Here is a 20471-nt window from a genome sequence, read left to right as displayed (position 1 = left end):
TTTAATAACCCGGAATTAAATCAAGGCCAGATAGTAAGAGGGAAAGTTGCCAAATTGTTTCCGAACAATATGGCCCAAATTCAATTAAAGAATCAAACTGTTATAGCGAAACTTGAAATACCATTAGCGATTGGGGACCATTATCATTTTCAAGTTCATCTCTCTAATCAAGTGCTTTACTTAAAGGTAATTGGTAAAAAGTTAAAAAATCAATCTAAATTAGATATCCCCGCTTTATTGAAAAGTTTAGGTGTAAAAAATTCAGAAGCTAACCGATTATTTTTACAAAAATTGATGGTAGGCGGAGTCCCGTTTGAAAAGACACAATTGATGCAAGCACTAAAATTACTAGATACATATAAGAATAATGAACAAGTGCAAGATGTATTAAAAGAATTAATTCAACGTAGATTGCCTTTAACGGATTCCATATTTAAAGCGATCTATTCTAAGAATACAGAGAGTCAATCCAAGCTTATTAGTAATTTAATAAATGAACTTCAAAAACAAGAAAACTTTACCGATACTTATACCATGTTACGAAATTTTATCAAACCAGGTCCAATGCAAAGTAACAACTATTTTGAAGCCGAACCTAAAGAGCTTTTCCTTCGTCATCTTCATCAGTTTTTAGCAAATAGTGGATTAGACTATGAATATACGATAAGAAATCAAGGCGACATTACACAACCATCTATTAAGAGTTATTTATTACAAATGTTATCAGTGGACGGGGAGCATCAAATCCATGCTGAAAAGCTTCTTCATTATTTGAATGGAATGCAATTAAACACCATACATGAAACAGACAATTTCATCCAAGTTAATTTTAATTTGCCTGGTGAAGTATTAGGCTTGAATGAAGATTTAAATTTAGAACTAAAAAGTAAAAAGTCTGAAAAGGGAACGATTGATCCAAATTACTGTAGAATCTATTTTTATTTAGAACTAGAATATCTACAAGAAACCATAATCGATATGCATATACAGCAAAGAAATGTAACTATTACGGTGTATAATAATGTAGAAGGTCTAAAACAGGAAACTATCCCTTTACAAAAACGATTAAAATCTGGATTAGAAAAGTTAAATTATCATTTAACGAATGTTTTATTTAAACCAATACCATTTGAATCTAATATTTCAAGTACTGCTCTTAATAAAGATTATAATATTTCCAATTTTACAGGAGTTGATTTTCGAATATGACGAATAAAAAAGCAGTATCCTTAAAATATAATCGAATAGAGCATTCGGCTCCTGTAGTTACCGCAGCTGGAAAGGGGGCAATTGCAGATGAAATTCTTGAAATTGCAACTAATAATCAAATTCCAGTAGTAGAAGACATCGCATTAGTAGAATTACTGTCAAAACTTAATATAAATGAGACAATTCCAGAAGAATTGTATGAAGCAGTGGCAGAGGTTTTTGCGTTTATATACAATACTGAACAAAGTATTAAACAAAATAAATGACAATTTTGTGATAACTTAAGATTGTTTTTCTTGTTTAAATTATAATTTTTATATACAATGAAATAGCAGTAATTATATTAGGAGGATGAACAATGAACATTCACGAGTACCAAGGTAAACAAGTTTTACGTGAATTCGGTGTAAAAGTTCCCAATGGACACGTAGCTTATACAGTGGATGAAGCTGTAGAAGCAGCAGAAAAATTGGGCAGTGCTGTAACCGTTGTCAAGGCACAAATTCATGCTGGAGGCCGCGGAAAAGCTGGTGGAGTTAAAGTAGCTAAAAATTTGGATGAAGTTCGTACATATGCAAATGAAATTTTAGGAAAGACATTAGTTACTCACCAAACCGGACCAGAAGGAAAAGAGGTTAAGCGCCTTCTTATTGAGGAAGGATGCGATATCAAAAAAGAATACTATGTTGGTGTTGTTTTAGATCGTGCTACTTCTCGTGTCGTTATGATGGCGTCTGAAGAGGGTGGAACGGAAATTGAAGAAGTTGCTGCAGAAACCCCTGAAAAGATTTTTAAAGAGGTAATCGACCCAGTTGTTGGACTAGCACCTTATCAAGCTCGTAGACTAGCATTTAACATAAATATTCCAGATGAACTAGTTGGGAAAGCTGTTAAATTCATGACGGGTTTGTATGATGCATTTATAGCAAAAGATTGCTCCATTGCGGAAATTAACCCATTAGTTACAACTGGTGATGGCGAGGTACTTGCATTAGATGCTAAATTAAACTTCGATGATAATGCTTTATATCGTCAGCCTGAAATTATGGAATTACGTGACTTAGAGGAAGAAGATGAAAAGGAAATCGAAGCTTCTAAATATGATTTAAGTTATGTAGCTTTAGATGGAAATATCGGTTGTATGGTAAATGGTGCTGGACTTGCTATGTCAACGATGGATATTATTAAATATTTTGGCGGCGAACCGGCAAACTTCCTTGATGTTGGGGGCGGGGCAACTGCTGAAAAAGTAACAGAAGCATTTAAGATAATTTTATCTGATCCTAATGTTAAAGGTATTTTTGTAAATATCTTTGGTGGAATTATGAAATGTGACGTTATTGCTGAAGGTGTTGTAGAAGCAACAAAACAAGTAGGTTTAGAGATTCCTTTAGTAGTTCGTTTAGAAGGTACAAATGTTGATTTAGGGCAGAAAATATTAAATGAATCCGGTTTGAATATTACTTCAGCAGATTCCATGGCTGATGGTGCGCAAAAAATTGTAGCAATGGTGAAATAAATTTGATAGAAAGGACGTACAAAAATGGGCGTATATTTAAATAAAGACACGAAAGTAATTGTCCAAGGAATTACTGGTGGTACTGCTAGATTCCATACAAAACAAATGCTTGAATACGGTACGAAAATTGTTGGTGGTGTAACCCCTAAAAAAGGTGGTTCAGAGGTAGACGGTGTACCAGTTTTTAATACATTACAAGAAGCGGTTGATAAAACTGGAGCAACAGTATCTGTTGTTTATGTACCAGCACCATTTGCTGCAGACGCAATTATGGAAGCGGTTGATGCAGAATTAGATTTAGTAATCTGTATTACAGAGCATATTCCAGTATTGGATATGGTAAAAGTTAAGCGTTATATGGAAGGTAAGAAAACTAGATTAATTGGACCAAATTGTCCAGGTGTAATTACTTCTGATGAATGTAAAGTTGGAATAATGCCAGGATATATTCATACAAAAGGACATATTGGTGTAGTTTCACGTTCTGGAACATTAACATATGAAGCAGTGCATCAATTATCTCAAGCTGGTTATGGACAAACCTCTGCGGTTGGAATTGGTGGAGACCCTGTAAATGGTACAAACTTCATCGATGTGCTAAAAGCGTTTAATGAAGATCCAGAAACGGAAGCGGTTGTTATGATTGGTGAAATTGGTGGTACTGCAGAGGAAGAAGCTGCAGAGTGGGTTAAGGCAAATATGACAAAACCTGTAGTAGGCTTCATTGGCGGTGCAACAGCTCCCCCAGGGAAACGCATGGGACATGCTGGAGCGATTATTTCTGGAGGTAAAGGTACCGCAGAAGAAAAAATCCGTGTTATGAACGAATGTGGAATTGCTGTAGCCGATACACCTGCTGTAATTGGTGAAACAATGATTAAAGTCCTAAAGGAAAAAGGCCTAGATCAAAAATGTAAGACACACTAGAAAAGCGAAAGTAGCCGTTTAGCGACGTACGGACTGCGCCTGGCCATGCCAAGTCACGCTAGTCGCTGGCTACTTAAGCTAGACAAGAAAAGTGGTATTAATATAATAGAACCTAAAAGAATATTCTTTTAGGTTCTATTAACTATTAAAAAAATTACATACAGGACGTGATGAATTGAATAATGTTCGACTCCGATTGATTCATATCTCCAGATGTCGCGGCATAACAAGAAGAATAATCCGCAGACTTCTTCATATCGATTCCACGTTAAGTGGCGTCTACCAATTAACCCCTCATGATATATCAAAACAACTTCGAATCCCTCTTAAAAATGCGACATTATTTTACCATGATCTTCATCAAAATATAGTAAGAAAACAGTTAATAGAAGATTTAAGATTATATAACATTATTACGATAGTTGACGAAATTTATCCTGCTATGTTAAATACAATAAAAGATGCACCGCTCGTTTTATATGCTAAAGGAGATTTATCCTTACTACAATATAATCAAAAGTTGAGTGTGATAGGTACTAGAAATCCATCTAATAAGGCTATGCTTAAATTAGAACATATCGTCAAGCCATTGGTTAAGGATAATTGGTTAATTGTTAGTGGTTTAGCAAAAGGCATAGATAGTTTAGCTCATCAAACTGCTTTAGTTAATCATGGTAAAACAATTGCGGTATTAGGAAGTGGATTTCATCATATATATCCAAAACAGAATACAAACCTATTCCATCAAATTGCCAAATACGGATTAGTTTTAACTGAGTATCCACCAAATATTCCACCTGCTAAGTACCACTTTCCAGAACGAAATCGGATTATAAGTGGACTTAGTTTTGGGACTTTAGTAATTGAGGCAATGGAAAGAAGTGGAACCTTAATTACTGTAGACCAAGCTCTAGATCAAGGAAGAGAAGTGTATGCTGTACCAGGGTCTCCAACCGTTCCCCAGACAAAGGGTTGTAATCAAATGATTCAAGACGGTGCTAAGTTAGTTCAATCCCCTGATGATATTCAAGAGGATTGGGACTATTTATCTCACCTAAACGGGAAGTAAGACTCCCAACCTGTAAAGGTACGATAGGTGCGACTAACCTTCAGCGGGGATGAAGTACCCCCATCAATGGAAGTCTTCTTTATCAAAAAATTATGATTAAAAAAGAAAAAACAGTAACAGTTTGTTTGACAAATTCATTATAACTATTTAGTATTAGTGAGGATTTAAAATTATTTTGTAAGGTAATATAATTCCCTTGAAGTATATAAAATAAGAATACTAAGTAAAAGTATATTTCACATACTTCTATAAGGCTCCATAAAGAGAAAAATTCAAAGATATTGCCAACCTCATCTTAGGAGGATCATAGATGAAAGATTATCTTGTTATTGTAGAGTCACCTGCAAAAGCGAAAACAATTGAACGCTATTTAGGAAAAAAATATGAAGTTAAAGCTTCTATGGGCCATGTCCGCGATTTGCCAAAAAGTCAAATGGGTGTAGACGTAGAAGAAAATTTTAAACCAAAATATATTACAATACGTGGTAAAGGTGATGTGTTAAAAGATTTACGAAAGTCAGCAAAAAAGGCTAAAAAAATATATTTAGCAGCCGACCCGGATAGAGAGGGAGAAGCAATTGCTTGGCATTTAGCACATATCTTAAATGTAGATGAAAACTCAGATTGTCGAGTCGTATTTAATGAAATTACAAAAGATGCTATTAAAGAATCATTCAAACATCCACGTTCGATTGATATTGATCTAGTGAATGCGCAACAGGCTCGACGTATTTTAGACCGATTAGTTGGTTATAATATCAGCCCAATACTTTGGAAAAAAGTAAAGAAAGGGTTAAGCGCAGGCCGTGTACAATCGGTAGCAATGAAACTAATCGTAGATCGTGAGAAAGAAATTGAAACATTCGAGCCTGAAGAATACTGGTCGATTGAGGCTGAATTTTTAAAAAATGAGACAGTGTTTGAAGGCCAATTTTATGGTGAAAATGGTAAGAAACAGGAATTAAAAACGGAAGCCGATGTAAAAGAAATTATAAACAAATTAGATAAGAAATTTACAATTGAAAAGGTTACAAAACGAGAGAGAAAGCGCAATCCAGCCCAACCTTTTATTACCTCATCCCTACAACAGGAAGCAGCGAGAAAGTTAAATTTCAGGGCAAAGAAAACAATGATGATAGCCCAACAATTATATGAAGGGATAGATTTAGGTAAGAAATCTGGAGGAATCACTGGTTTAATTACGTATATGCGTACTGATTCTACTAGAATTTCGGATACTGCAAAGTCGGAAGCCTATGATTATATACTAGAGAAGTTTGGGAAGGAATATCATGGAGGAAATAAACCTAAAAAAAATAATGAAGGTGCACAAGATGCCCATGAAGCTATTCGTCCCACTTCAGTAAATAGAGATCCAAAATCATTAAAAGAAATACTATCAAGAGATCAATACAGATTATATAAGTTGATTTGGGAACGCTTTTTAGCAAGTCAAATGGCGCCTGCTGTCATGGATACAATGACGGTTCATTTATTCAATAATAATATAGAGTTCCGTGCAACAGGTTCAAAAGTTAAATTTAAAGGTTTTATGAAAGTATATGTTGAAGGAACAGACGATAATAAAAAAGTAGAAGAGAAATTTCTACCAGATTTATCGGAAGGCATGGTTGTGGATTCGAAGGAAATCATACCAAATCAGCACTTTACTCAGCCCCCTCCACGTTATACAGAGGCGAGATTGGTGAGAACAATGGAAGAGCTCGGTATTGGTAGACCTTCCACATATGCACCAACACTAGATACCATACAACGTCGTGGATATGTTACGTTAGATAATAAACGATTTATCCCGACAGAACTTGGTACAATCGTTAATGAATTGATGGAAGAATTTTTTCCCGAAATAATCGATGTTGATTTTACAGTAAAAATGGAAGGTGACCTAGATTCCATCGAGGAAGGAAAACGTAACTGGGTTTCTACTATTGATGAATTTTATAAAGATTTTAGTAAGAGATTAGAAAAAGCCGAAAAAGAAATGGAAAAAATAGAGATAAAAGATGAACCAGCTGGAATAGATTGCGAAGAATGTGGTCACCCAATGGTATATAAGATGGGGAGATATGGAAAATTCTTAGCATGTTCGAATTTCCCGGATTGTAGGAATACAAAACCAATATTGAAAGAAATTGGTGTTAAGTGTCCGAAATGCGAGGAAGGAAATGTAGTAGAACGAAAATCTAAAAAACGAAGAACTTTTTATGGGTGCGATCGTTTTCCTGAATGTGATTTTGTGTCTTGGGATAAACCAATACAGAGACCGTGTCCAAAATGTGAATCACTATTAGTGGAAAAGAAAAACAAAAAGGAAACACAAGTACAATGTACAAATTGTGATTATAAAGAAGAAGTTCAGAGTTAGTATTCAGGCTGTTCACTACAAGTGAATGGCCTTTAACATTGTAATAAATTAAATTCCTAAAAAAAGGAATAATTTTTTACGTTTTTGGCTATAAAGGATATTAATTCACATAATTTTCATTTTCCTCATCTTTCTAAAAAGATTGAATTGTATTTTATTGACTATGTGAAAAAGAATGCTATAATTATCAATTGTTGATTGCATAAATAAACAAATTGCATGACAAATCAAATAATTATGTTATAATTAATTTGCGTCAAACCATTCAGAATTTTACTTCAATTCAGTTAAATTAGTTGCAATCAAAAAGTACTTATGATATGCTTTTAAAGCCAAATGGGGTGAATGGAATGCCGGAACAGAATTTTGTAAAATACTCCAAAGCTTTTATGGAATATTTACAAATTGAGAAGAATGTTTCCCCCTACACGATTATGTTTTACCAAAAAGACATTGAAATTTTTTTTGCCTTTTTAAAAAGAGAATCCATACATGAATTGGAACAGGTCGATTCAACTGTCATTCGACTATTTCTTACCCAACTTTATGAAGAACAACTAAGTAGGAAATCAGTTTCCAGGAAAATTTCTTCATTAAGAAGTTTTTTTAAATTCTTAGAAAGAGAAGGGTTAAACACGGGTAATCCATTTTCACTCATTACGTTACCAAAAGATAAGAAAGCTGTTCCTACCTTTTTATATAAGGAAGAAATGGAAAAATTATTTGAGGTAAGTGATTTAACAACACCGCTGGGCCAACGCAACCAGGCATTAATCGAAATATTATACGGAACAGGCATCCGTGTAAGTGAGTGTCAAGGGATTTCATTGAAAGACATTGATTTTTCTATTGGAACCATCTTTATTAGAGGAAAGGGAAATAAAGAACGTTACGTTCCATTTGGAAGATTTGCGGAAATTGCCCTTGAAACATACTTGAACGAAGGTAGGAAAATTTTGCAAGAAAAGTCGAAAACTGAATTTGATGCTCTATTTTTAAATGCAAAAGGAACTCCCTTAACTGCAAGAGGAATAAGAGTTATATTAAATAAAATGGTTGATGATGCTGCATTGACGGTTCATGTTCATCCTCATAAACTCAGACACACATTCGCAACACATATGTTGAACGAAGGTGCAGATTTACGAATTGTTCAGGAACTTTTAGGACATGAGAGTTTATCGTCAACACAGATATATACTCATGTCACAAAAGATTACTTGCGAGATGTTTATATGAAAAGTCATCCGCGAGCAAAAGATTAAAAGAGGTGAGATGAGTGACTATTGAAATGCACGCAACAACAATTTTTGCAATTAAGCATAATGGTCAATGCGCCATGAGTGGAGATGGCCAAGTGACATTAGGTAATGCAGTTGTGATGAAACATAAAGCTAAAAAGGTAAGAAGATTATTTAATGGGCAAGTCTTAGCAGGATTTGCAGGTTCTGTAGCTGATGCCTTTACGTTATTTGAAAAGTTTGAAGAGAAATTACAAACATATAATGGAAACTTAACACGTGCTGCGGTAGAGCTAGCTAAGGAGTGGCGTAGCGACAAGGTATTAAGAAAATTGGAAGCAATGCTCATTGTCATGAATAAGGATCAAATGTATTTAGTATCTGGTACTGGTGAAGTTATTGAACCAGATGACGGGATTCTTGCAATTGGTTCAGGTGGTAATTATGCCCTTAGTGCTGGAAGAGCTTTAATTAAGTATTCTGAAGGGTTAACAGCAAGAGAAATTGCTCAAGCAGCACTTGAAATTGCTGGAGAAATCTGTGTGTTTACGAATGATCAAATCACTTTAGAAGTACTTGAATAGAAGGGGGCCATCTAAAGTATGAGTATCCGTTATACTCCTAGAGAAATAGTGGACCAATTAGATAAGTATATTGTAGGACAAAAAAATGCTAAGAAATCTGTAGCAGTCGCCTTAAGGAATCGTTTTAGACGAATGCAATTAGAAGATTCGATAAAAGATGAGATTGTGCCAAAAAATATTTTGATGATGGGTCCTACCGGGGTTGGTAAAACAGAAATTGCAAGAAGACTTGCTAAACTTGTCGGTGCACCTTTTGTTAAAGTAGAAGCGACTAAATTCACAGAGGTTGGGTATGTTGGAAGAGATGTTGAATCTATGATTCGGGATTTAGTTGAAATGTCTATTAGAATGGTAAAAGAAGAAAAAATGAATGAAGTTAAAGATCAAGCCGAAAGAGAGGCTAATCGCAAACTTGTTAAATTACTTTTACCACAAGCTAAAAAACAAAATACAATAAAAAATCCTCTTGAAATGTTTTTTTCAACACAATCATCGGAAGAAGAAAGTGATAATAGCGAGAAAGATGAAGAGTTTAATCATAAAAGAACACAAATAGAACAGAAACTAGCGCTCGGTGAATTAGAGGATCATATAGTAACGGTGGAAATCGATGAAATGCCGCCTTCCATGTTTGATATGCTTCAAGGTTCGGGGATGGAGCATATGGGAATGAACATGCAAGATATGTTTGGGCAATTTATGCCTACCAAGAAAAAGAAACGAAAACTCCCTGTGTCTGAAGCAAGAAAAGTATTAACGAATCAAGAAGCACAAAAATTGGTTGATATGGAAGAAGCGGCACAAGAGGCAATTGAACTAGCAGAGCAGTCTGGAATTGTTTTTATCGATGAAATTGATAAAGTTGTTGGTAAGGACAATAGTTCAGCAAATGTTTCAAGAGAAGGGGTTCAACGCGATATTCTACCAATTGTCGAAGGGTCTACTGTGATCACAAAACATGGCGCGGTAAAGACTGATCATATTCTTTTTATAGCTGCAGGTGCTTTTCATATGGCAAAGCCATCCGATTTAATACCAGAGTTACAAGGAAGATTTCCGATAAGAGTAGAATTAGAGAAATTGTCTGTTGAAGATTTTAGACGTATCCTTACCGAGCCATCCAATGCATTAATCAAGCAATATCAATCTTTATTGAAAACGGAAGGTATAAATGTAATATTTACTGACGATGCTATTATTAGACTGGCAGAAATTGCATTTCAAGTAAACCAAGAAACCGATAATATTGGAGCAAGAAGACTTCATACAATCTTGGAAAAATTACTAGAAGATTTATCTTTTGAAGCACCAGATATAACGATGGAAGAAATTAAGATTACACCTAGTTATGTTGATGAAAAACTTAAAACAATAGCTGAAAATAGAGATCTTAGTCAATTTATATTATAGTTTAAAGAATGAAATGGAGGATTTACAACATGAAACTATTAGATCGAGCAAGAAAAATCAATGCAATGTTACAAAAAGCAACTGGAAAATCTGTTAATTTTAATGACATGTCCGCATCTTTAAGAGATGTAATTGGTGGGAATGTTTATATCTTAAGTAGACGTGGGAAATTACTTGGATATGCAGTAAACCAAGAAATGGCTAATGACCGAATGAAAAATATGCTAGAAGAAAGAAGATTTCCTGAAGAATACACTCAAGGACTTTTCAGTATTCATGAAACAACAGCAAACTTAGATGTGAATAGTCAACTTTCTGTATTCCCTGAAGAAAATAAGGAATTATTTAAAGATGCATTGACAACAATTGTTCCTATTATTGGTGGTGGAGATCGTTTAGGCACATTAATTCTAGGTAGAGTAAATGAGAGCTTTAATGATGATGATTTATTGCTAGCTGAATACGGAGCAACAGTTGTTGGTATGGAAATTCTTCATGAAAAGACTGAAGAAATTGAAATGGAAGCAAGGAGTAAAGCTGTTGTACAAATGGCTATTAGCTCATTATCCTATAGTGAGTTAGAAGCAATTGATCATATCTTTGAAGAATTAAATGGTATGGAAGGACTTTTAGTTGCAAGTAAAATTGCTGACAGAGTAGGTATTACTAGATCAGTAATAGTTAATGCGCTAAGAAAATTAGAAAGTGCTGGTGTCATTGAGTCACGTTCATTAGGAATGAAAGGTACTTATATTAAAGTATTAAATGATAAATTCTTAGTTGAGCTCGATAAATTACGTTCAAGATAAAAGCTAGGTTTCCAACCTAGCTTTTTTTCGTCAGGAAATTAGAAAATTTGTATGGCTATGGATAACTTAGATACAGAAATAGCCACGTCCGGCTCCAGCGCCCAGCGACTAGCGAGACTTCCTTCACCTCCGTACGATAAGTCAACATCGACTCACTCCGTTCGTCGTGTTTCCTTTATCTCCTACGGCTCAGTCCAGTCCGTACGTCGCTAAACGGGCGCTTGCGCCTTTGTTTTTGAAATTTTCCAATACCCTTCTGTTTATAATCTCCAAGTAATTTAAAATGATACCCCAATTTAAAATCTCTGTGTTGTTATTGTTGTTATTATTATTCACATAAAAGTCACATTTCTGTTCATGCAAATTTCGACATTTTATGTATCGTTTTTTAATTAAATAAGTTAAAATGATATAGGTAATAAGTATTAGTGAAAAAATATTGCTTTACATAAGGTGTTTTAAAAGTTTATCACACCTAAATGGGCAGTAAGACCCACCTCAAACTTCCGGCGAAACAATAAGGTAAGTGAGGGATGAGGGGAAACCCTCACTGATGGAAGTCTTCTTTATCTATTTGTGTGATTAGATTCCCAACTAATGGTAATTAATACAAATAAATTTTTTCCTTTTGGAGCAAAAAATGTCGAAATGTAGTGACTTTGATCTCTGAATAAATTAAAATGTTCTAGTGTAATCTTTTAGTAACATATTTGTAAAATATATTAATAAGTAATAGGGGGGATACCGGTGGATTTATTTGGAAGTACTATTCGTACGTTAGAAAATTCACTTGATTATGCATCAACCAAAAATCGAGTCATTTCAAATAATATTGCAAATGTCGATACGCCTAACTATAAAGCAAAAGATGTAGTATTTAAAAATATATTAGACGATGCCATTCAATCAAATTTAGAAGCTAAAAAGACAAATGATAAACACCTTTCGTTTCATTCGGAAAGTAATTCTACATATCGTGTCATAACAAAAAATAACACTATTTATAATCACAATGGTAATAATGTGGATATTGATAAACAGATGAGTGACTTAGCCAAAAATCAAATCTATTATAATAGTTTAGTTGACCGTATGAATGGGAAGTTTAATAGTCTTAGAACTGTAATAAGAGGTGGAAATTAATTATGTCGATTTTTGATGCTCTGAATACGAGTGCAAGTGCATTAACGGCACAAAGATTACGGATGGATGTTGTTTCATCTAATATCGCTAATGCGCAAACAACTCGTGCAAAAGTAAATGAAAATGGGGAATATGATCCTTATAGAAGAAAAATGGTCGTACTTGAATCGGATAATCGAAGTTTTAAACAATACCTTGAGAAAGCATCAAGAAATAACAATTCTTCCTTAGGTGTGAAAGTTTCGGAAATAGTTGAAGATGAAAAACCGTTTAAATTAGAGTTTAATCCAAATCATCCTGATGCGGACGAAAATGGTTATGTACGGTTGCCAAATGTTGATCCACTTCAAGAAATGGTCGATTTAATGAGTGCAACAAGATCTTATGAAGCAAATATAACAGCCGTTAATTCTAGTAAAAGCATGTTAATGAAAGCTTTAGAAATCGGAAAATAAGAAATAAGGAGATTATGGTATGAATCCGGGAATTGATTCAATTGGTATGAATGTAAATTCAATACCAACAAAAAAAGTAGGTTCATCTGTAGAATCAAAACAAAACTTTGCAAATGTATTAAAAGGTGCAGTCGATAGTTTGAACAAAATTCAAATTGAATCAGACAAGAAAACGGAAGCTCTCGCAAGTGGAAATATCGATGACCTACATGATGTGATGATCACAGCACAAAAGGCGAGTATCACTTTAGAAACTACAGTGCAAATTCAAAAAAAAGTGATAGATGCTTATAACGAGATTATGAGAATGCAAGTCTAATTTATTTCTAGAGGATGTTCAAAAAGTCCGGTGAGAATAACATGCCACTATGTAGGGGCAGCGTTGCAACAAATTTTTACGGTGAGACGAGTAGTCGGAGTCCCAGAGCGTTACGACTTTAGCCGACCTTGGTCCTTTTCATCCTTCTTTTTGAACACGCACTACTAGTTAATTTTTTTTGCGCTTTAGTTAGGGGATATTATGAATGAAAGAGAAGTTATTAAAATGGAAGGATTCAACTGTTTCTTTTTGGACAAACCGTTCTAAAAAACAAAAGATAATCTTTATTAGTTCGATACTATTGCTGATTATTATTATTGTTGGAACGGTGTTGCTAACTTCTAAGACAAAGTACGTAACATTATATAGTGATTTGTCATTACAAGAAGTGGATCAAATTAAAACAGAATTGGATTCAAGAAGTATTCCATATGAATTGTCAAATGGTGGGACCACCATTTCGGTTCCAGAAGAACAAGGTGATTCATTACTAGTTGATTTAGCCGGGCAAGGGATACCTAATAGTGGGAATATAGATTATTCCTTTTTCAGTGAAAAATCTTCTTGGGGTATTACGGATAATGAGTTTGATATTATGAAACTTGATGCAATGCAAACGGAACTTGCTAATTTAATGAAAAGTATTGAAGGAATTAATGACGCTAAGGTTATGATTAATATTCCGAAAGAACCTATTTTTGCAAGTGATACAGTTGGTGAAGCTAGTGCATCTATAGTTTTAAATACAAAACCAGGTTATCAATTTCAAGGAAACCAAATAAATGCACTATATAATCTCGTTTCACAGGCTGTTCCTAATTTACCACAGGAAAACATCGTTATTATGAATCAGTATTTTGAGTATTATGATCAAGAATCACAAAGTCAATATCTAGCACAAGATGCACATACATATCAGCAGAAAGTGAAACATGATGTTGAACGTGATATACAAAAACGTCTACAACAAATGCTCGGTAATATGGTTGGGATGGAAAATGTAATAGTTTCGGTGACCGCCAATATAGATTTTACTCAAGAAAATAGAACTGAGGAATTAGTAGAGCCAGTAAACATTGATGATATGGAAGGCCTTCCTGTTAGTATGGAGACCATTAAAGAATCTTATTCAGGTGATGGTGCACAAGGTGGTGTTGCCGGAACCGGGGATGAAGATGTAACCAATTATCAAGCAAATGAAGAAGATGGAAATGGCGACTACGAGATGGACAAGGAAACAATTAATTATGAGTTTAATCGTATTCGCAAAGAGATTGTAGAAAGTCCATACAAAGTAAGAGATTTAGGTGTTCAAGTTGCGGTAGACAGTGTGAAAAACGTCACAGGTAAGCCTGAATATTTATCCCAACAAGAACAGAATGCTGTTCAGGATGGGATTTCATCCATATTAGATTCCATTGTATCGACATCTATTGATGAAGAATACGGGGAAATTGATCCAGATGAGAAAGTTTCAATAGTATTTCAGGAATTTACCGATGGGTCAACAACTGAAGATGCTGTGAAACCAACCATTCCTATATGGATGTATATCGCTGGAGCTATATTACTGATTATTATTTTAATCCTAGTTTTTATGTTATTTAAAAATAGAAAAACGAAAGATGAATTTGAAGAAGAAGTAGAAGATACAGTTATCTCTCAAAGTATAAATGAAATACCAGATTTGGAACATGAAGTGGAATCAGATTCAGTCGTTAGAAGGAAACAATTAGAAAAAGTTGCAAAAGAAAACCCTGAAGAGTTTGCTAAATTGTTGAGAAGTTGGATCGGTGAAGATTAGGAGGGAGATTATGGTTAGATCAAAAGACGTTGTATTAACAGGAAAACAGAAAGCTGCAATTCTTTTAATCGCACTCGGTCCTGATGTGTCTGCTCAGGTTTATAAATACTTAACAGACGAAGAAATTGAAAGGTTAAGTTTGGAAATTTCTTCTGTAAAAAAAGTAGATCCGAATGTTAAAGAGGACATAATCGAACAATTTCACCAAATAGTTGTTGCTCAGGATTATATTTCGCAAGGTGGGATTGGCTATGCAAAAACTGTACTGGAAAAAGCATTTGGTAAACAGGAAGCTTCAAACATCATTAATAGGCTAACATCATCGTTACAGGTCAGACCTTTTGATTTTGCAAGGAAGGCTGACCCACAACAACTTTTAAACTATATCCAGGGTGAACATCCGCAGACTATAGCATTGGTTCTTTCCTATTTAGATTCGGAACAAGCGGGTCAAATACTATCCGCATTACCACAGGAGATGCAGGCTGATGTGGCGAAACGAATTGCAACGATGGATTCTACCTCACCTGAGATAATTAACCAAGTTGAACAAGTCCTAGAGAGAAATTTATCCAGTACTATTACAGAGGATTATACACAAACTGGTGGAATTCAAGCTGTTGTAGATGTGTTGAATGAAGTAGACAGAAGTACTGAAAAAACAATTCTCGATGCTTTGGAGACACAAGAACCAGAACTTGTTGATGAAATTAAGAAACGGATGTTCATTTTTGAAGACATTGTTATACTTGATAACCGCGCAATCCAACGTGTGATTCGTGAAGTAGATGATGAGGATTTAAGATTGGCATTGAAAGTTTCTAGTGAAGAAGTGAAAAATCTAATCTTTTCTAATATGTCCCAACGTATGGTGGAAACATTTAAAGAGGAAATGGAATACATGGGTCCTGTTCGATTACTTGATGTAGAAGAAGCACAAACTAGAATTGTCTCTACTATTAGAAAACTAGAGGATATTGGCGAAATTGTTATTGCACGTGGTGGAGGAGATGATATCATTGTTTGATTCACAGAAAATGAATCATTCGCCAGCACAAAAACGGGTAATTAAAATCAAATCACATGAATTTTTTAAGACGGAAGAACACGTGAATAGTGGGCTCTCAAAACAAGATGAGCTGGATAACATTCAAAATGAAATTCGTTCAGCCATGGAGCAACTAAATTTGTTAAAGACTCAACAAGCTAAACAAATAGAAACGACAAAAAAAGAAATTGAAACCGAAAAAAACAATTGGCAACAAGAGAAAAATGAGTGGATTGAAAAAGCAAAAGAAGAAGGATATAAGAGCGGCTATTCCGCAGGTGAAGAACAGGCTTTACGAGAATACCGGGATTTAATCGACCAGACAAATTCTGTTATCCAACGTGCAAACGAGGAATATCATGCAATAGTTGCGAAAAGTGACGAATCTATTCTAAATTTAGCTATTTATGTTGCGGAAAAAATTTTAAATCAAAAGATAGAAGAAGACTCAAATGCATTTTTTGATATTATCAAAATCGCAATAAAAGAATTGCAGGACCAATCGGATATTTCTATTTATTTGCATCCAAATAAATATTCATTTGTTTTAGACCATAAGCAGGAATTAACTCAGCTTTTAGAAAACAATTTGAAACTATCTATTTATGTTAAAGAGGAATTGGATGTAAATGCATGTATTGTTGAGCATCCCTTTGGTCAAATCGATGCAAGTATTGATACGCAATTAAGTCAAATAAAGCAAATATTACAAGATGTTGTACAGGAGAATGGTCATGAATGAGGCTCAACTTTACTCAGCAATTGATCAGGCCGTTCCATATAAATTTTATGGAAAGGTGTTACGTGTCGTTGGGCTAATGATAGAATCACAGGGACCGCATGCTAATATTGGTGATGTTTGTCATATCCATGTGATGAAGGGGAAAGCTCCTATACTTTCAGAGGTAGTGGGGTTTAATAATGAGAAGATTATTTTAATGCCTTATTCCGAAGTAAATGAAATTGGCCCTGGTTGTTTAGTAGAATCAACTGGAAAGTCATTAACAGTTAAAGCAGGAAGTGATTTAATTGGTTCCGTTGTTGACCCATTAGGATATCCTTTAGATCAAACTCCGCTTCCCAAAGGGTTAACTAGTATATCAACCGATCAGACCCCTCCTAATCCCATGCTTCGCCCTCCTATTTCTGAACCAATACAGGTAGGAGTTAAAGTGATAGATTCTTTACTGACAGTAGGTAAAGGACAAAGAATCGGTATATTTGCAGGAAGTGGAGTTGGGAAAAGTACATTACTAGGTATGATAGCTAGAAATAGTAAGGCAGATATTAATGTCATTGCTCTAATTGGGGAGCGTGGGAGAGAAGTTAGGGAATTTATTGAGAAGGATTTAGGCCCAGAAGGATTAAAACGATCTATTGTTGTAGTAGCCACTTCTGATCAACCTGCGTTAATGAGGATCAAGGGGGCTTATACTGCTACAGCAATTAGTGAATATTTTAGGGATCTTGGTTACCAAGTTAATTTAATGATGGATTCTGTAACACGTGTAGCGATGGCCCAAAGAGAAATTGGGCTTGCAGTCGGTGAACCTCCAACGACGAAAGGATATACACCTTCTGTTTTTTCCATTCTACCAAAACTCTTAGAACGGACTGGGACAAACGCTTCGGGCACGATTACCGCCTTTTATACGGTACTAGTTGATGGAGATGACATGAATGAACCAATCGCTGACACGGTGAGAGGTATTTTAGATGGCCACTTTGTAATGGATAGAAAAATTGCTGAACGTGGTCAATACCCAGCAATAAACGTTTTGAAATCTGTTAGCCGGGTGATGAATCAAGTTACTACGAAAGAACACCAAAGAAATGCAAATCTATTAAGAACTTTCATATCAAGTTATGAAGATAATGTAGAATTAATCAACATTGGTGCATATAAACCGGGCACAAATAAAGATATCGATCGTGCAATATCTTTATATCCAAAAATTCAAGCATTTTTAAAACAAGATGTCGAAGAAGTCATTTCTTTAGAAGAAACCATTCATTCTATGGATAGCTTGTTAAACGGAGGATGAATAAATGGCTAATACAATGGTTCTCACTAAAATTTTACAACTTAGAGAAAATGAAAAGAAAATGGTTCAGAAAGATTATACCCAGTCAACGGAAAAATTTGAATCCGTAGCTATGGATTTATATCGTTTATTGAAGAAAAAAGAGAATGCTGAAAAAATGTATGAAGATTACATAAACGCTAGTGTACCTTTGCACCAGATTAAACAGATTTCCTTTTATATCGATTCTATAAAAGATGACATTCTTGCCTTTCAACAAAAGGTCAATAAAGCAAGAAACGAAATGGAATTAAAACAAGCTGAATTAACAGACGCTCATATTGAAGTGAAAAAGTTTGAAAAGTTAATAGAACGTCGAACAAACGAGGAACGTCATTATCTTAAAAAAGTAGAAAATGCGTTTATGGATGAAATTTCATTAAATCAATTTATGAACAGTAAAAATAGGTGAGTTCATGGCGAAAAAAGAAAAAGATAAAAATAGAAAGATAAATCCATTTCTTTGGTTCTTATTTGCAGTAGTTATACCAGTTGCCGTAGTTATTTCTATAGTACTAGTTATTCTAAATATAGCTGGATTTAATACATTTGACTGGTTAAAAGAAAAAGGCAATAATGTCCCCATTGTTTCTAATATGATAAGTAAAGATGATGAGGAACCACAACAATCCACAGAAATGCATTTACAAAAAGTAATTGAAGAAAAAGATAAAAAAATTGAAGATCTAAATCAAAGTATGGATGATCAGGAAGCACAAATCCAAGAGTTAGAAAGAGAAATTACTCGATTAGAAAAGAATGATTCGGATACTAAAAATATCCAAGAAACAAAGGAATTGGAAGAGGAAGACTCCAATAAAAAAGTAAAAACAGTGGCAAAATCATATGAGAAAATGGCACCGGAAAAAGCGGCTGAAATATTGGAAAACATGAGTGATCGATCTAGTGTTGTATCCATTTTAAATGCAATGTCTAATGATTCTCGTGGCGAGATATTACAAGAGATGGACCCTAAAAAAGCTGCAGAAGTTACCAAGAATTTAATGGAAAATTAATAATTTCCCTATTGAAAGGAGGTGAAGTAATGAATACCGTTGGCACTTCTATTCCTTTGTTGGATAAAGTTATGGAACCGATGAATCAGGGGAAGTTTACCGTTACGGAAAATCCTTCTTTTGAACAAATTCTAAACAATCAAGGTCCCGATATAGGTGATTTGGATAATACAAATGTTAATGGATTAAAGTTAGAACAAGAAGATAACGTGTTAACAGACGAACAATCTTCTTATGAGCGGGATAATCAAGAGGAAGTTTCGCAGGAGAATGAAAAACAACCAGTGAATCAAGAAGAGCTAATGGATTTTTTACAGAACATGAACGAAATAGAAGAACAAAATCAAATCATACATAACCAGCTTGCTATGTTGATAGATCAAATTTTGGAAAAACCTGAAACAGTTGATCATGTATTGATAAGAGATGTACTTCAATTCATTAATAAACTAGAAGAACAAACGCAAGAGACAAATAATGGTTTCCAAAGTGACTATACACATTTAACTACAGATGGTGCCTTTATCATGCAAACTGAAAGTAGCCCACTGATAACCAATGGTATGAATAAAGAAACACTAGTAGAAAACAAAGGTACTTTGAAAGATATTATTTTGGATTTTGATAGTTTAATAAAACAAATTAAAAATCCAGATGATTTACCAAAAATTTCACCTAAAGTGTTAGAACTTTTAAAGGACTATTTGAAACTGGATAAATCAGGCGAAAACTTAAATACTATTCTTCAACAAAGTAACGTCGACAATGAAGAACAAATCATTTGGAAAGATTTAATCGATTCATTTTCTAAAAGGGAATCAATGAAACAGAAGTACAATGATCACTCGGAAGTTACGAGTAAAGATGTAACAAAATGGTTGGTAAAATCGTTTGAGAAACATAATCTGCTAGAGCAGGTTTCAACGAATCAAATTCATACTGGTACCCCCTTATCGAAAATAGAGCAGCATGTGATTCATTTAAACAATAATCAAGATAAAACAACTGTAAATCAACAGTTACTCAAACAATTTGAATCCATTATGAAATCAAGTCGATTTTTAGCTACTCCAAATGGGACGAATCAGCTATCTATTAGATTAAACCCTGAAAACTTAGGGGAACTGAGAGTAAGACTGATGCAAATGAATGGAGAAATGACTGTTAAAATTGTTGTTTCTACTCAAGTTGCTAAGGAAATGCTTGAATCTAATATGAATCAGTTAAGGAATATGTTTCTTCCGCATCAGGTAATGATAGAAAAACAAGAGTTACATACACAAGGAAATATGATGCAAAGGGAATCTAGCTCCAATCATCAATGGGAAGGAAACGGTGAACAACAATCTAATCACTCGAATCAAGAAAGAAACCATACTTCCGAAGACGACAAGGAGTTAACCTTTCAAGACCTTTTAATGAATGTCAAAGTATAGGGGACTTAAATA

General features: G+C 34.5%; 20 protein-coding genes. All 20 read left to right on the top strand.

The window, feature by feature from the left end; all coding sequences use genetic code 11:
- Window positions 1-54 precede the first annotated feature (54 nt).
- The 20 genes from KM885_RS04810 to KM885_RS04715 all read left to right on the top strand — a co-directional run bounded on the left by KM885_RS04810 (window position 55) and on the right by KM885_RS04715 (window position 20459).
- Window positions 55-1209: a hypothetical protein gene (locus KM885_RS04810; protein ID WP_128723432.1), complete on the top strand. Its 1155-nt coding sequence runs from the start codon at window positions 55-57 to the stop codon at window positions 1207-1209.
- A complete protein-coding gene (locus tag KM885_RS04805; protein ID WP_047186034.1) occupies window positions 1206-1475 on the top strand; it encodes an EscU/YscU/HrcU family type III secretion system export apparatus switch protein in 270 nt (89 codons plus the stop codon). Before KM885_RS04810 ends, KM885_RS04805 begins: the two co-directional genes overlap by 4 nt.
- A gap of 92 nt (window positions 1476-1567) precedes the next feature.
- On the top strand, window positions 1568-2728 hold the full coding sequence (gene sucC / locus KM885_RS04800) for an ADP-forming succinate--CoA ligase subunit beta (RefSeq protein WP_060667977.1): 1161 nt from the start codon (window positions 1568-1570) through the stop codon (window positions 2726-2728).
- 24 nt (window positions 2729-2752) lie between these two features.
- Window positions 2753-3655 (top strand): succinate--CoA ligase subunit alpha, encoded by a 903-nt coding sequence (sucD, locus tag KM885_RS04795; protein ID WP_047186036.1) that lies wholly within the window; start codon window positions 2753-2755, stop codon window positions 3653-3655.
- 175 nt (window positions 3656-3830) lie between these two features.
- Window positions 3831-4724, top strand: a complete 894-nt coding sequence (gene dprA / locus KM885_RS04790) for a DNA-processing protein DprA (RefSeq protein ID WP_047186037.1) — start codon at window positions 3831-3833, stop codon at window positions 4722-4724.
- A 310-nt stretch (window positions 4725-5034) separates the two neighbouring features.
- Window positions 5035-7110 carry a type I DNA topoisomerase gene (gene topA / locus KM885_RS04785; protein WP_216883624.1) on the top strand — a complete coding sequence of 692 codons (2076 nt, stop codon included), beginning with the start codon at window positions 5035-5037 and terminating at the stop codon, window positions 7108-7110.
- A 350-nt stretch (window positions 7111-7460) separates the two neighbouring features.
- The gene (xerC, locus tag KM885_RS04780; RefSeq protein WP_244986912.1) at window positions 7461-8375 is read left to right on the top strand and encodes a tyrosine recombinase XerC; all 915 of its coding nucleotides are present in this window, start codon (window positions 7461-7463) and stop codon (window positions 8373-8375) included.
- A gap of 14 nt (window positions 8376-8389) precedes the next feature.
- Window positions 8390-8935, top strand: coding sequence for an ATP-dependent protease subunit HslV (gene hslV, locus KM885_RS04775; RefSeq protein WP_047186040.1), 546 nt, complete (start codon window positions 8390-8392; stop codon window positions 8933-8935).
- A gap of 18 nt (window positions 8936-8953) precedes the next feature.
- A complete protein-coding gene (gene hslU / locus KM885_RS04770; protein WP_047186041.1) occupies window positions 8954-10345 on the top strand; it encodes an HslU--HslV peptidase ATPase subunit in 1392 nt (463 codons plus the stop codon).
- Between the two features lie 29 nt (window positions 10346-10374).
- Complete coding sequence (gene codY, locus KM885_RS04765; protein ID WP_047186042.1) at window positions 10375-11154, top strand: GTP-sensing pleiotropic transcriptional regulator CodY; 780 nt, start codon at window positions 10375-10377, stop codon at window positions 11152-11154.
- A gap of 747 nt (window positions 11155-11901) precedes the next feature.
- A complete protein-coding gene (gene flgB, locus KM885_RS04760) occupies window positions 11902-12297 on the top strand; it encodes a flagellar basal body rod protein FlgB (protein WP_047186043.1) in 396 nt (131 codons plus the stop codon).
- Between the two features lie 2 nt (window positions 12298-12299).
- The gene (gene flgC, locus KM885_RS04755; protein WP_047186044.1) at window positions 12300-12752 is read left to right on the top strand and encodes a flagellar basal body rod protein FlgC; all 453 of its coding nucleotides are present in this window, start codon (window positions 12300-12302) and stop codon (window positions 12750-12752) included.
- A 46-nt stretch (window positions 12753-12798) separates the two neighbouring features.
- Window positions 12799-13071 (top strand): flagellar hook-basal body complex protein FliE, encoded by a 273-nt coding sequence (fliE, locus tag KM885_RS04750; protein ID WP_471764781.1) that lies wholly within the window; start codon window positions 12799-12801, stop codon window positions 13069-13071.
- 205 nt (window positions 13072-13276) lie between these two features.
- Complete coding sequence (gene fliF / locus KM885_RS04745; protein WP_047186046.1) at window positions 13277-14875, top strand: flagellar basal-body MS-ring/collar protein FliF; 1599 nt, start codon at window positions 13277-13279, stop codon at window positions 14873-14875.
- Between the two features lie 10 nt (window positions 14876-14885).
- Window positions 14886-15902 carry a flagellar motor switch protein FliG gene (gene fliG / locus KM885_RS04740; RefSeq protein WP_047186047.1) on the top strand — a complete coding sequence of 339 codons (1017 nt, stop codon included), beginning with the start codon at window positions 14886-14888 and terminating at the stop codon, window positions 15900-15902.
- Window positions 15895-16665, top strand: a complete 771-nt coding sequence (gene fliH, locus KM885_RS04735) for a flagellar assembly protein FliH (RefSeq protein WP_047186048.1) — start codon at window positions 15895-15897, stop codon at window positions 16663-16665. The genes fliG and fliH overlap by 8 nt, the downstream gene beginning before the upstream one ends.
- Window positions 16658-17968, top strand: a complete 1311-nt coding sequence (gene fliI, locus KM885_RS04730; RefSeq protein ID WP_047186049.1) for a flagellar protein export ATPase FliI — start codon at window positions 16658-16660, stop codon at window positions 17966-17968. Before fliH ends, fliI begins: the two co-directional genes overlap by 8 nt.
- A gap of 4 nt (window positions 17969-17972) precedes the next feature.
- On the top strand, window positions 17973-18419 hold the full coding sequence (gene fliJ, locus KM885_RS04725; protein WP_047186050.1) for a flagellar export protein FliJ: 447 nt from the start codon (window positions 17973-17975) through the stop codon (window positions 18417-18419).
- Window positions 18420-18423: 4 nt separating this feature from the next.
- Window positions 18424-19023 carry a MotE family protein gene (locus tag KM885_RS04720; RefSeq protein WP_047186051.1) on the top strand — a complete coding sequence of 200 codons (600 nt, stop codon included), beginning with the start codon at window positions 18424-18426 and terminating at the stop codon, window positions 19021-19023.
- A 29-nt stretch (window positions 19024-19052) separates the two neighbouring features.
- Window positions 19053-20459, top strand: a complete 1407-nt coding sequence (locus KM885_RS04715; RefSeq protein WP_047186052.1) for a flagellar hook-length control protein FliK — start codon at window positions 19053-19055, stop codon at window positions 20457-20459.
- The last annotated feature ends 12 nt before the right edge of the window (window positions 20460-20471 follow it).

It is taken from the genome of Oceanobacillus caeni (assembly GCF_019037185.1).
GTDB classification, from domain to species: Bacteria; Bacillota; Bacilli; order Bacillales; family Amphibacillaceae; genus Oceanobacillus; species Oceanobacillus caeni.
Note: the sequence above shows the minus strand (reverse complement) of the source record. Positions and strands in the feature narration are given on the sequence as shown.